A 12,565-nucleotide genomic window follows, 5' to 3' on the forward strand; every position below is an offset into this window, starting at 1 on the left:
GATCGGAGGCGGCCTGCCGTCGCGGCGCGACGGAATTCGACTTCAACAATTCCCGGGCATACGCGCCCAGGTGTGATCAAGCGTTGGAGGTCAGGACGCGGGAGGCGCGCGCGGCTGGAACGCCGTGCCGGCCGATTTCAGATGGATGAATTCGGCATCTGTCGTGAGCTGGAGCAGCTCGATCGCCTGCGGCAGCAGAAGCAGGGGCGGCGTCGCCGAGACGACGGTACCCGCCATCGCGACCAATGCGCAGATCGCGCAATTGTCGTCTCCCGGCTGCTCGCGGTCGGGGGCGGAAGGCGATTGCTTCTGGACAGCAACGCGGTCGATCGAAGCGGTCGCCTTGCTGCTGTCCGTCTGCTCGAGCGAGGATTGGGCGAAGGTCGTTGCCTGCGCGAACCAGTGGCTGTGGCCAAACGTCAGCGCCAGCTGCACCAGCATCGCGAACAACGCGAGCCGGGCGCCGTGCCTGATATTCGACCGGAACCACTTCATCTGGAAACGCCACCCCGCATCGCGAGGGATTATCCTCTGATCCCGCGATGTTATATTGTAACATCGCAGTATCGATCAGCAGATGTCAACGGCAGGCCGCGCGTGCGGATACAGGTCGCCGATCCGATGTGTCGTTCGGGCAACTAGCCTGAGATCAGGCTTGAGGGAACGGTGTGCGCCGCGAACTCGAAACACCTCTCCCCATCGGGGAGAGGTGTGACCTTGCGCAGCCGATGGCGCCTTAGCGCCCCTCGCGCATCCAGGTCGCCGCGAAGGCGCCGAGCAGCAGCAGTAGCCCGATCAGGCCGGCGAAGATCGGCAGCACGCCGACGCCCTTGACGACACTGGCGTCGCGCATCCGCACGCCCATCCAGCCGTCACCGGCGAAGCTGCTCACCGAGCGCACCGGCACGATGCGCGGCAGCTCGACGCTGGAGCCATCGACCACGCGCACGGCATTACCACCCGTCGCCTGCGTCAGCGGCCTCAAGGTGTCGGTGGTGGAGGTGACTTCCGAAAACTCCTTCGGATTGGTCGGGCCGACATTGATCAGCGCCTTCAGCGTGCCGTCGGTGGCCTGCCACAGGCCGAGCTCGCTTGCCGGGAGGCTCGCGCGCCATTCGCCGGGATCGCCGGCGGTCAGCGTCAGATCGTGCGACACTCCGGAGGGCGAGGTCACGCTCACCGGCTGCACGCTGTCCGCCATGGTCTGGCGCACCACGACGAGATCCTTGCCCTGCACCTGGAGGCGCAGTGCCTCTTCGTCCAGATCCGGCTGCTTCATCAGCCAGTGCGACATCCGCCGGAGCAGATCGAGATGCGGACCGCCGCCTTCATAGCCGCGCGCCCACAGCCAGATGTGGTCGGACAGCAGCAGCGCGACGCGGCCCTCGCCGAAGCGCGACAGGAACAGCAGCGGCTTGCCGTCGAGGCCTGTCATGACCGGCGGGTTGACGGAATTGCGGGTGTCGACGGTGCGGAAGAAGCGGCTCCAGTGCGGCGGCTCGAAGGCCGAGCCCTCCAGCCCGCGCGTGACGGGATGGCGTTTGCCGATGTCGGACAGATGCGCATAGAACGGTTTTTCACTGACACCGACGGGTTCTGCCGGCAGCACCGAATCCAGCGGCGTGCGCCAGATGCTGGTGTTGGAGGCATAGTCCGGGCCGGCGGAGACCAGCACCGCGCCGCCACCGCGCACATAGCGCGCGATGTTGTCGAAATAGGCGACCGGCAGCACGCCTTGGCGGGCGTAGCGGTCGAAGATGATCAGCTGGAATTCGTTGATCTTCTGCTGGAACAGCTCGCGGGTCGGAAACGCGATCAGCGACAATTCGTTGATCGGCGTACCGTCCTGCTTCTCCGGCGGCCGCAGAATGGTGAAGTGCACGAGATCGACGCTGGCGTCGGACTTGAGCAGATTGCGCCAGGTGCGCTCGCCGGAATGCGGCTCGCCCGACACCAGGAGCACACGCAGCTTGTCGCGCACGCCGTCGATGGCGACGACGGCGCGGTTGTTGACCGGCGTCAGCTCGCCCGCGAGCGGCGAGGCCTCGATCTCGACGATGTTCGGGCCGGCATGCTTGATGTCGACGTCGATGCTGGCGGTCTGCCCGCTCGAGAGCGTGCGCTCGTTGATCGGCTCGCCGTCGCGGCGCACCGTGACCTTGGCGCGCTCGCCGGTGACGCCCTGGTCGTCGAGGCGGAATGTGATGGTCTGGCTCTGCCCGACGATGCCGAAGCGCGGCGCCGCCGTGATCGCGATGCGGCGGTCGCGCTCATCCTTCTGCCCGGTGATCAGCGCGTGCACCGGTGCCTGGAAGCCCAGCGCGGCGGCATTGGCGGGGATGTCGTGAACGCGGCCATCGGTGATCAGGAAGGCGCCGGCGACGCGATCGACCGGAACGTCAGCCAAAGCCGAGGCCAGCGCGCCGAACAGTTTGGTGCCGTCGGTCTCGCCGTCGGCCTGTGCGGCGTCGACGACGCGGACTTCGAGGCCCTTGATCTTCTTTAGGCTGTCGACCAGCGCCTCCTGCGCCTGGGCGGCCTCGCGGGTGCGGTTGCCGAAATTCTGGCTGGGGCTCTTGTCGACGACGATCGCTGCGACCGAGGTGAGGGGATCGCGGTCCTCGCGCGTGAAGGAAGGATTGGCGAGCGCCAGCAGGAACAGCGCCAGCGCGGCGACGCGCACGGCCGCCCCGCGCGCCCGCGCCACCAGCAGCAGAAGCGCGATGACGACGATCGCGGCGAGCGCGAGCCACAGCACGATCGAAGGAACAAGCGGCGTGAACGCGATGCCGTAATTCATGGCGATCCTATTGGCCGAGCCGTTCGATCAGGGCCGGTGCGTGCACCTGGTCGGCCTTGTAGTTGCCGGTCAGCGTGTACATGACGATGTTGGCGCCGGCGCGGTAGGCGAATTCTCGCTGGCGGTTGTCGCCGCCGGTCACCGGCAGCATGTATTGTCCGTCGGGGCGCACGGCCCAGGCGCCGGCGAGGTCGTTCGAGGTGATGATGATCGGCGAGACGCCGTCGCCGCCGCGGGCCGGCCGCTGCGCGCTGTCCTCGTCGTCCTCGCGCGGCAGGCTTTCGACCCAGGTCTGGCCGGTGTTGAAGCGGCCGGGGAAGTCGCGCAGCAGATAGAAGGTCTTGGTCAGCACGTGCTCGCGCGGCACCGGCTCGAGCTCGGGCACGTCGAGCGAGGACAGGATCTCGCGGAGCGTCCGCATGCCGGGCGTCTGCGACGTGCCGTTGTCGCCGGGCGGCGCCTCGATCGCATCGCGGGTGTCAAACAGCACGGTGCCGCCCTGCTTCATATAGGCGTCGATCTTGTTGATGGCGTCCTGCGGCGGCTTCGGCGCGCCGGGCACGATCGGCCAGTAGATCAGCGGGAAGAAGGCGAGCTCGTCGCGGGCGGGATCGATGCCGACGGGATCGCCGGCCTCCAGCGCAGTGCGCTGCGCCAGGAACAGCGTCAGCCCTGACAGGCCGGCCTTGACGATCGAATCGACGTCGGCATTGCCTGTCACCACATAGGCGAGGCGGGTCTGCGACACCGCCTTCATCGCGAATTCGTCGGAGGCGCCGTCGGCGCGCGAGGGCGTCGGCGCCAGCACCGCGCCGCCAGCCAGCGCAAGGCCGAGCAGGATCATTGCGGTCGCGGCGCGGCGGCGTAGCAGCGCGGCGAGGCCGCCGCCGAGCAGCGCGACGATGAGGGCGTCGACCAAGAACAGCGCCAGCGCCGTCGACAGCAGCCAGCCACGCAGGTCGCGCGGCTCGGCATTGGTGTAGGTGGCGTGCCGGGCGTGCAGGCTGGATGTGTTCAGGGCTGCGATGCGGTCGGCGGCAGCAAGCGTGTTCACGGCGAGTGGTCCTTCTGCCGGACCATAGAAGCCGGGCGGGTGATCGGGCGTGGCGCGGTCGCGATAATCGGCCGGCAGCGGCTTGGCGGTCGCCGGCGGCGGGCCGAAAGCGCCGAAGCCGTCGAGGATGTGCAGCGGCGCCACCGTCTCCGTGGTCGCTTCGCTGGCCACGCCGGCGCCGGGCTTGGCGGTGTAGCCGGACATGTCGACCACCCGGCGGAGCATCTCGACGAAGATGCCCGACATCGGCAGGTCCGACCAGCGCATGTCGGCGCTGACATGGAACAGGCTGACGATGCCCTTGCCGCGATGCTCGCCAGTGACGAGCGGCGTGCCGTCTTCAAGCGAGGCCCAGCTCTTGGTCGCGAGCACCGCATCGGGCTCGGCCAGCACCTGCCGGCTCACAGTGACGTCCTTGGGGACGACGACGCCGGCGAACGGGCCGTCGGCGGCGAAAGAGGCGAGATGCTGCGGCTTCTCCCAGGTCAGGCTGCCGCCGAGCGTGCGGCCGCCCTTGCGCAGCTTGACCGGCACCAGATCGTCCTCGGCCTGCGCCAGGCGCGGCCCTGCGAAGCGCACCAGCACGCCGCCCTGGTCGATCCAGGCGTTGAGGCGCTCGCGGATCTCGGGCGCGATGGTGCCGACATCGGCGAGGATGATCATCGGCAGCTTCTGGTCGAGGAACTGCGTGATGCCCTGCTGCGGCGAGCCCTTGTCGGCGAGCCTGACGTCGGCGAACGGCGCCAGCGCACGGGTGAGATAGAAGGTTGGCGCCAGCAGCGGCTGCGCGGTCTCGCTGGTCGAGCCCGAGACGATGCCGATGGCGCGGCGCCGCCAGCGCTTGTCGAGCAGCTGCACCGCGCCGGCGGAGCGCTCGCCGGAGATTTCGAGCCGGGTGATGTCATTGCGCAGCTCGACCGGCAGGTCGAACGCCGCGTCGGTCTCCTTGTCCTGCGGGCCGAACGAGAAGCGCGCCTCGCCGATCGGCGAGGCCTTCTGGTCGAGCGCGCGCACGGTGCCGACGGCAATGCCGCTGTCGGTGCGCAGCACCTTCACCGTCATCTTGGCGGCGGCGTTCTCGGCTGCGACCAGCGCCAGTGGGGAAGACGTGCCGCCTTCGAAGATGGTCAGGCTGCGGTCGCCCAAGGTCTTGCCGAGGCCGGTCACGAACTCCTCGCCGCGGCCGGTGTCGACGCCATCCGACAGCCAGGCGATCTCGCAATCGCCGGTCGCTTTCAGGAAGCGATCGACAGCCGCGAGCGTGTCGACGCGGTCGATCGAGTACGGCTTTGGCGTGATCTGCCGCAGCGCGACGCGCGCGGCGCCCGCCGGCATCAGCGTGATGTCGCGGTTCGGCTCGGACAGCGGCACCAGCGCGATGGCGCGGCGGTCGTTGTCGGCATTGGCGATCAATTCGTCGGCGGCCCGGATCCTGACGTCCCAGTTCGAGGCGGCGCTCCAGCCGTCGTCGAGCATGATCATCAGCGGCGCCTTGCTGCCGGCGACGCCTGTTTGCGGATTCCAGATCGGGCCGGCGGCGGCGAAAATGACGAGGGCCGCAGCCAGGAGCCGCAACGCGGTCAGCCACCACGGCGTCCGCGACGGCGTCTCCTCCCGTGGCGCGATGTCGAACAGGAGGCGCGTCGGCGGAAACTCGATCCGGCGCGGCCGCGGCGGCGTCACGCGCAGGAGCCACCACAGCACCGGCAGGCTGATGAGGCCGATCAGGAGCAGCGGTTCGGTGAAGGCGAGCGGCAATCCCATCATGCGGCCGGCCCCGCCTTGATGGTCGAGCTGCGCGCGCCGGATTTGCTCACCTGCATGCCGGCATGCAGGAACAGCAGCAGTTCGGCAGCGGAGCGGTCGGTCGCATGTGTCGTGAACAGCCAGTCCAGCCGCGAGGTCTCGGCGCGGATCTGGTCGCGGTGCAGCGCAAGGCGTGCAGTGTAATCCTGCGCCCAGCTTTCGGCGCGCCCGGCCGTGATGACGCCGGCGCCTTCCGGCTCCACGAACTCGATGCGGCCGGAATAGGGGAACGATTCTTCGGCGGGATCGACCACCTGCACCAGTGTGCCATGCGCGCCGGCGCCGGAGAGACCCGCGAGCGTCGCCGTGATCTCTGATATCGGCGACCAGAAGTCCGACAGCACGATGATCTCGGCGAGCGCGGAGGGCACGAAGGACGGCGGCAGGCTGGGCCGGCCGGCATCGTCATGCAGCATCGCTTGCGCCATCTTGTCGATGACGCTGCGGCTCGCGGTCGGCGCCATCAGCCCGGGGACGCCGACGCGCTCGCCGCCGGAGACCAAGAGCTCGGCCAGCGCGAAAGCGACGATCAGCGTACGCTCCAATTTAGATTCGCGCGCGGTCTTCGAGGCGAACGCCATCGACGGCGAGCGGTCCGGCCAGATCCAGACCGTGTGGGACGCTTCCCATTCGAGCTCGCGGACATAGAGATGATCGTCACGCGCCGATCTCCGCCAGTCGACGTTCTGCGACGGCTCGCCCGAGACGAAGCGGCGATATTGCCAAAAATTCTCGCCGGAGCCGGCGCGGCGCCGGCCGTGCAGACCGTGGATGACGTTGGCGGCGATGCGGCGGGCTTCCAGCACGAGGCGCGGCAAGGAAGCTGCGAGCGTGCGGCTTTCGCCATCGGCACGTCGGATCGCGATGATCTCCTTGCCCGTGTGCCCGTCCTCTGCGGCCATCAACCGATCCGTGTCTTGAGCTGCTTGATCACGTCCGGAATCGTGCGGCCTTCGGCGCGCGCCTGGAACGTCAGCGCCATGCGGTGCTTGAGCACGGGCTCGGCAAGGTCGAGCACGTCGTCGATCGAGGGGGCGAGACGCCCATCGATCAGCGCGCGGGCGCGCACGGCGAGCATCAGGGATTGGCTGGCGCGCGGGCCGGGGCCCCAGGCGATGAACTTGCCGGTCTCGCCGGCGTCGGGGCCCGGGCGCGCCGAGCGTACCAGCGAAAGGATCGCCTCGACGACGGAATCGCCGACCGGCAGGCGGCGCACCAGCCGCTGCGCGGTGATCAGCGCGTCGGCCGTCAGCGACGCCTTCGCCAGCGTCTCCTCGGCGCCTGTCGTTTCGAACAGGATGCGGCGCTCGGCGTCGCGATCGGGATAGTCGACGTCGATCTCCATCAGGAAGCGGTCGAGCTGCGCTTCCGGCAGCGGATAGGTGCCTTCCTGCTCCAGCGGGTTTTGCGTGGCGAGCACGTGGAACGGCTTCGGCAGATCGTGACGCGCGCCGGCGACCGTGATGTGCTGCTCCTGCATCGCCTGCAGCAGCGCCGATTGCGTGCGCGGCGAGGCGCGGTTGATCTCGTCGGCCATCAGGAGCTGCGCGAACACGGGACCGGAGATGAAGCGGAAGGCGCGCTTGCCGGCGGTGCTTTCGTCCAGCACCTCGGCGCCGAGAATGTCCGACGGCATCAGATCGGGCGTGAACTGGATGCGCTTGGCATCAAGGCCGAGCGTGACGCCGAGCGTCTCGACCAGCTTGGTTTTCGCAAGACCGGGCACGCCGATCAGCAGCGCATGGCCGCCCGAGAGGATCGTGACCAGCGTGTTCTCGACCACGCGGTCCTGGCCGAAGATGACGGAGCCGATCGCCTCCTTCGCCGCGCGAACCTGGGCCGACACCTGCTCCGCCGAACGGACGATCCCGTCCTCGAGTTTCTCGACACTCTCCGCCATCCGTCAGCTCCTTAGGTCCGCCACGCGGCTTTCTTGCGTCGTCACGTCAACTCATCACATGGGGCCTATGCTAGACTTGCAGGAACGCCAGCAGGAAGGCCATGTATTCGTTGAATTAACCTATCCCCACCTTATCGGCTTAAGGGTATGTAGGGCATCACGAAGTGGCGACCTCCACACCGGATGAATCCGGGGTGGAACCGAGCACCAACATACAACGTAGACCTGCACCAATCGTGCCAAATGACATCCGTGCCAAATGACAAAGTCAGGGCAAACCATGGCGAACCAAGGGCAGAGCGCCGAACGCGGTCTTGAGGGGCTGACTGCCGCCGCCAAAAGTGCTGCCAGTGCCGAAGGCGCCAAAAAGGGCCTGCCTCCGGTGCATCTGTGGAATCCGCCGTTTTGCGGCGATCTCGACATCCGAATCGCCAGTGATGGTACTTGGTTCTACATGGGGACGCCAATCGGCCGGCACGCGCTGGTCCGGCTGTTTTCGACGATCCTGAAGCGCGAGGGCGACAAGCATTTCCTGGTGACGCCGGTGGAGAAGGTCGGCATCCGCGTCGACGACGCGCCGTTCATGGCGGTGGAGATGCTGAAGGCGGGCGAGGACAACCATCGCGTGCTGAGCTTCCGGACCAATGTCGACGACTGGGTGACCTGCGATGCTGCGCACCGGCTGCGCTTCGAGCAGGCCAAGGACGGCGGCCTGACGCCGTATTTGCATGTCCGTGCCGATCTCTGGGCCAAGGTGACCCGTGCGCTCTATTACGATCTGGTTGACATGGGCGAGGAGCGGATGGTCGATGGCCAGCCGATGTTCGGCGTCGAGTCGGCCGGCGAATTCTTCGCCATGGCCGACGCGGAGCAGGTGAGGGCCGCGCTTTGAACAAGCCAATCCTGAAGAGCGAGCCCGTCGCGATTGGCGCTGCGGATTTCTTCGCCCGCACGCGCGCGAGGCTCGGCTTCGACGTGCCGCCGGGACTGTTTGATCCGAATATCATCCCTGCCTCCGGCGATCCCGGCACCGACAAGATGCTGGAGATCATCGCGCGCGAGCAGCCGGTGCGTCCCGCTGCGGTGCTGATCGCGGTGGTCGACCGTCCCGAGCCGACCATCCTGCTGACGCAGCGCTCCGCCCATCTCAACGATCATGCCGGCCAGATCGCCTTTCCCGGCGGCAAGATCGACGCGACCGACGCATCCCCGCTCGATGCGGCGCTGCGCGAGGCCGAGGAGGAGGTCGGCCTGTCCCGCGACTTCGTCGAGCCGCTCGGCTATCTCGATCTCTACGGCACCGGCTTCGGCTTCCGCATCCTGCCGACGGTCGCAAAGGTGCGGCCCGGCTTCGAACTCACCATCAACCATTCCGAGGTCGATGACGCCTTCGAGGTGCCGCTCTCCTTCCTGATGAACCCGGCGAACCATCAGTTGCACAGCAAGGAATTCCGCGGCATGGAGCGCTTCTACTACGCGATGCCGTTCGCGGAGCGCTACATCTGGGGTGCGACGGCGGGCATGCTGCGTGTGCTGTATGAGCGGATCTATTCATCATGATCCGGCCGGTTCTCACCGAGATCGGAATTTTCCTCATCCCCTTTGCCGTCTATGCGTTGTTCCTGGCCGCCACGCGCTCCGGCCTGTTCGTGCAATCGTCCTGGCCGGTCACGATCGTCGCGCGCCTCGTCCTGGCGGCGCTGGCGCTGGTGATCGCCGGCCTGATCGGCCTTGCGCATTTCTCCGGCGCGGCGCCGGATTCGACCTACGTTCCCGCCCACATCGAGAACGGCAAGCTCGTGCGGGGCAGGGAAAACTAAATGGAAAGATAGGGGCCGGACGATGAGCGCGGAGCCGATACTTGCGCATGCGCCCTGGCTGACCGCAGGCGGGACCGCGCGCGTCCTGCAATTGCTGGGCACCGACGGCGAGGAGGCGCGCGTGGTCGGCGGCGCCGTCCGCAACGCGCTGCTCGACCTCGTGCCCGGTGATATCGACATCGCCACCACGGCGCGCCCCGAAGAGGTGATGCGGCGCGCCAAGGCGGCCGGCATCAAGAGCGTGCCGACCGGCATCGACCACGGCACGATCACTCTGGTCATCGACAGCCACCCCTACGAAGTCACGACGCTGCGCGAGGACACCGAGACCTTCGGCCGCAAGGCCAAGGTCGCGTTCGGCCGCGACTGGGTGAAGGACGCCGAGCGGCGCGACTTCACCATGAACGGTCTCTCCGTCGATGCGCGCGGTGTGGTCTACGACTATGTCGGCGGCATCGCGGATGCCAAAGCACGGCGCGTGCGCTTCATCGGCGATCCCGACCAGCGCATCGCCGAGGATTACTTGCGCATCCTGCGCTTCTTCCGCATCCACGCCGCCTTCGGCGCCGGCGCGCCCGACCGCGACGGTACGCTCGCCTGCATCCGGGGCCGTGCCGGCCTTGCCAGCCTGTCGGCCGAACGGGTGCGCATGGAGATGCTGAAGCTGCTGGTGGCCGAGGGCGCATCCGCGGCCGCATCGGTCATGGCCGAGGGCGGGCTGTTGCAGGCCCTGATCGGCGGCGTCGCCTATACCGGGCCGCTGCAGATGATGATCGCGATCGAGCACGAGCTCGGCCTCACCGCAAGTCCGACGCGGCGCCTCGCCGCGCTCACAGTGGCCGTGACCGAAGATGCAAAACGCCTCGCCTCGCGCCTGCGGCTGTCCAATGCCGAGGCCAAGGCCTTGGATTCGATGGGGCATCGCTGGTGGCGCTTCGCCACCAAGGACGAGGCCAGTGCGCGGCGACTGCTGTACCGGCTCGGGCCGGAACGCTATCACGATCGCGTCTTGCTCGGCTGGGCGCGTGCGGCGAGCGACGTGCATTCGTCGCACTGGCGCGCGCTCGCAGAGCTGCCGCAGCGCTGGACGGCGCCGAAATTTCCGCTGAAGGCCGCCGACTTCATCGCGCGCGGCATGGCGGAAGGGCCGGCGCTCGGACATGTGTTGACACTCGCCGAGGACGCCTGGCTTGCGGCGGATTTTCCGCTGGAGGAAGCCGCGCTGGCTGCCATCGCAGATCAAGCTGTAGTCCGCGTCAGCCGCGACGGGAAAACGTGACGCTCGCTTTCAGGCTTCTCCAGCAACTCCAAAGCCGTTCCGATTCTATCGGAACGGGAAAGGCTCTAAAGAATGCCCTGCGCGACCGCGGTATCACGGTCGACTTGCTTTTGACGAACGATCGCCAATTCTCTCCGGCACGCGGTGAATGCGGTGTCGGTGGAGCGGATGCCGAGCGTCCCGCAGACGTCGCGATCCTCCTCCGCTATCGTCCGTTCGAGATATTCGCGTGCGGCGTCGCGCATGGCGGGGTGGGAAATGAACAGCGCGTGCAGACCATAGGCGAGCAGGCCGGCAATGAGGAGCCCAGGGCCAAATGCAGGGAGCGGGATGTGGCGGAGACTGGGCGCATTGGTTTTGGTTTCGGTCATGAAAATCTCATTGAAAATCAAGGTTGACAGGAAAGTGGTTGTTCGCAGGCAGCGCCAGAATAGCCTCCGGACCGGGGCAGGCGCTTGGAAAACCCTGCGTATATAATCGCCGGCGCGTTCCCTAACTCGAATGACCCGAAGCCATTGTGCGGCCGGGCAGTCTTGCCGTTCTCAAGGAGACCCCATCGGCTCGCCGCAATCCACGCAATGTTTTCCACGCGCCATGCCGCGATTGCACTTAGCCTGCTGAGAAGTCGCCCGGACAGGAAATCGAGTCGATTGCTTGTTCGCCGAATTTGACTTGCTGCCCGGCTCGGGAGACCTGGATTACCGACGTTATTTATCGCCAATCTGTTCGATCCATTTCCAGATCTGCTCAATTCATTTCCAGAGGATCATTGCCGTGAACCTGCCCGCGCTGATGCTATCGATATCGGTCGTTTTCGTTGGACCTGCTGCCTTTGCGCAGCAAGCCAGCGCCGTCCTTCCGTCCGACGGATTTCCCGCCTGGGCGTTCTTGTGGGACCCATCCGTCAAGGTGCCTCCGCCGGACGACAAACCCAATCGACTGGACGGCAGCGACGCTTCGTTCAGTTGGAAGCAGGCCAGAGACCTTTTCTTTGCACCGGATTGGCATCCGGACGACCATCCGGCCATGCCGGAGATCGTTGCCACCGGGCGCAAGCCGGACATCCGCGCGTGCGGAGCATGCCATCGCGTCGAGGGCACCGGCGGTCCCGAGGGTGCGAGTCTCGCGGGGTTGCCGGTGAACTATTTGGTTCAGCAACTCGCCGACTTCAAAAGTGGCGCCAGAACGATGTCGGGGCCGGAGAGACCCCCCAAACTCATGATTGCGTTGGCCAAGGCCATGACCGACGCCGAGATGCGGGCTGCGGCGGAATATTTTGCAGAGCTGAAGCCCAGGCGGCTGATCAAGGTCGTCGAAAGCGAGAGCATTCCCAAAACCGGGCCATCTCGCATGTTTTACGTCAAGAGCGCCGAGGGCGGCACCGAAGCGCTCGGCGAGCGAATCGTCGAGATGCCTGACGACATCGATAAGTTCGAGCTTCGTGACTCGCGAGCGACCTTCACGGCCTATGTGCCGATCGGCAGCTTGGCGAAGGGACAAGCACTTGTCACGACCGGCGGATCGGGCACGACCGTTGCTTGCGCCGGCTGCCACGGTCCGGATCTCCGAGGCACTGGCGATATTCCCTCGATTGCGGGTCGTTCGCCGACCTACATCGTGCGACAGCTCTATGAGTTTCAGAACGGAGGCCGCGCGGCAAGCGCGAGCGCCTTGATGAAACCGACGGTGGAAAAATTGTCCGTGAACGACATGATCGCGCTGGCCGCTTACGTGGCATCGCTCGCGCCATGATTTGAACCATCGCTTCCGGGCCCTGTCCCGAGAAATTGTCGAACCCCGCGTGGGCGAGCTCTACCGGCTTGGCGCAGAGCGTTGTCGCGAGTGCGTCTTGCTGGGCTGGGTGCGTGCGGAAAGCGCAGGCATTCGTCGCGCTGTCGCGTGCGGC

The 12,565-nt window shown here is 66.7% G+C and carries 11 protein-coding genes; 5 read left to right on the forward strand and 6 right to left on the reverse strand.

All coding sequences use genetic code 11. The features are described 5' to 3' along the window. Window positions 1–90: 90 nt before the first annotated feature. The 5 genes from HYH08_RS19615 to HYH08_RS19635 form a co-directional block, all read right to left on the reverse strand. The gene (locus HYH08_RS19615; RefSeq protein WP_220011450.1) at window positions 91–495 is read right to left on the reverse strand and encodes a DUF2946 domain-containing protein; all 405 of its coding nucleotides are present in this window, start codon (window positions 493–495) and stop codon (window positions 91–93) included. A gap of 241 nt (window positions 496–736) precedes the next feature. After that, window positions 737–2,800 carry a hypothetical protein gene (locus HYH08_RS19620; RefSeq protein ID WP_220011451.1) on the reverse strand — a complete coding sequence of 688 codons (2,064 nt, stop codon included), beginning with the start codon at window positions 2,798–2,800 and terminating at the stop codon, window positions 737–739. A gap of 7 nt (window positions 2,801–2,807) precedes the next feature. After that, entirely contained in the window at window positions 2,808–5,621 is a 2,814-nt protein-coding gene (locus HYH08_RS19625; RefSeq protein ID WP_220011452.1) for a DUF4159 domain-containing protein, read from the reverse strand. Continuing rightward, complete coding sequence (locus tag HYH08_RS19630) at window positions 5,618–6,562, reverse strand: DUF58 domain-containing protein (RefSeq protein ID WP_220011453.1); 945 nt, start codon at window positions 6,560–6,562, stop codon at window positions 5,618–5,620. The genes HYH08_RS19625 and HYH08_RS19630 overlap by 4 nt, the downstream gene beginning before the upstream one ends. Beyond that, window positions 6,562–7,560, reverse strand: coding sequence for an AAA family ATPase (locus tag HYH08_RS19635; protein WP_220011454.1), 999 nt, complete (start codon window positions 7,558–7,560; stop codon window positions 6,562–6,564). Before HYH08_RS19635 ends, HYH08_RS19630 begins: the two co-directional genes overlap by 1 nt. A 280-nt stretch (window positions 7,561–7,840) precedes the next feature. On the opposite strand from HYH08_RS19635, the gene HYH08_RS19640 reads away from it, so the two are divergent. From HYH08_RS19640 to HYH08_RS19655, 4 genes are read left to right on the forward strand one after another with little or no spacing between them, the layout of a single operon-like run. Then, window positions 7,841–8,452, forward strand: coding sequence for a DUF1285 domain-containing protein (locus HYH08_RS19640; protein WP_220011455.1), 612 nt, complete (start codon window positions 7,841–7,843; stop codon window positions 8,450–8,452). Next, window positions 8,449–9,120 carry a CoA pyrophosphatase gene (locus HYH08_RS19645; protein WP_220011456.1) on the forward strand — a complete coding sequence of 224 codons (672 nt, stop codon included), beginning with the start codon at window positions 8,449–8,451 and terminating at the stop codon, window positions 9,118–9,120. Before HYH08_RS19640 ends, HYH08_RS19645 begins: the two co-directional genes overlap by 4 nt. Continuing rightward, window positions 9,117–9,380 (forward strand): DUF6111 family protein, encoded by a 264-nt coding sequence (locus tag HYH08_RS19650; RefSeq protein WP_220011457.1) that lies wholly within the window; start codon window positions 9,117–9,119, stop codon window positions 9,378–9,380. The genes HYH08_RS19645 and HYH08_RS19650 overlap by 4 nt, the downstream gene beginning before the upstream one ends. A 22-nt stretch (window positions 9,381–9,402) precedes the next feature. After that, window positions 9,403–10,659, forward strand: coding sequence for a CCA tRNA nucleotidyltransferase (locus HYH08_RS19655; protein ID WP_220011458.1), 1,257 nt, complete (start codon window positions 9,403–9,405; stop codon window positions 10,657–10,659). 65 nt (window positions 10,660–10,724) lie between these two features. Here HYH08_RS19655 and HYH08_RS19660 read toward each other — a convergent pair whose 3' ends face one another. Then, window positions 10,725–11,030 carry a hypothetical protein gene (locus HYH08_RS19660; RefSeq protein WP_220011459.1) on the reverse strand — a complete coding sequence of 102 codons (306 nt, stop codon included), beginning with the start codon at window positions 11,028–11,030 and terminating at the stop codon, window positions 10,725–10,727. A 283-nt stretch (window positions 11,031–11,313) separates the two neighbouring features. Between HYH08_RS19660 and HYH08_RS19665 the strand changes: the two genes are divergently transcribed. Then, window positions 11,314–12,411, forward strand: a complete 1,098-nt coding sequence (locus tag HYH08_RS19665) for a c-type cytochrome (RefSeq protein ID WP_228747949.1) — start codon at window positions 11,314–11,316, stop codon at window positions 12,409–12,411. Window positions 12,412–12,565: the final 154 nt, after the last annotated feature.

It is taken from the genome of Bradyrhizobium sp. BR 10289 (assembly GCF_019455385.1).
Classification (GTDB): domain Bacteria; phylum Pseudomonadota; class Alphaproteobacteria; order Rhizobiales; family Xanthobacteraceae; genus Bradyrhizobium.

Excerpts from the sequence above, each read along its gene's own strand:
- HYH08_RS19655 (WP_220011458.1), top strand. The coding sequence starts at position 9,403 with ATGAGCGCGGAGCCGATACTTGCGCATGCGCCCTGGCTGACCGCAGGC.
- HYH08_RS19650 (WP_220011457.1), top strand. The coding sequence starts at position 9,117 with ATGATCCGGCCGGTTCTCACCGAGATCGGAATTTTCCTCATCCCCTTT.
- HYH08_RS19625 (WP_220011452.1), bottom strand. The coding sequence starts at position 5,621 with ATGATGGGATTGCCGCTCGCCTTCACCGAACCGCTGCTCCTGATCGGC.
- HYH08_RS19660 (WP_220011459.1), bottom strand. The coding sequence starts at position 11,030 with ATGACCGAAACCAAAACCAATGCGCCCAGTCTCCGCCACATCCCGCTC.
- HYH08_RS19620 (WP_220011451.1), bottom strand. The coding sequence starts at position 2,800 with ATGAATTACGGCATCGCGTTCACGCCGCTTGTTCCTTCGATCGTGCTG.
- HYH08_RS19615 (WP_220011450.1), bottom strand. The coding sequence starts at position 495 with ATGAAGTGGTTCCGGTCGAATATCAGGCACGGCGCCCGGCTCGCGTTG.
- HYH08_RS19640 (WP_220011455.1), top strand. The coding sequence starts at position 7,841 with ATGGCGAACCAAGGGCAGAGCGCCGAACGCGGTCTTGAGGGGCTGACT.
- HYH08_RS19630 (WP_220011453.1), bottom strand. The coding sequence starts at position 6,562 with ATGGCCGCAGAGGACGGGCACACGGGCAAGGAGATCATCGCGATCCGA.
- HYH08_RS19635 (WP_220011454.1), bottom strand. The coding sequence starts at position 7,560 with ATGGCGGAGAGTGTCGAGAAACTCGAGGACGGGATCGTCCGTTCGGCG.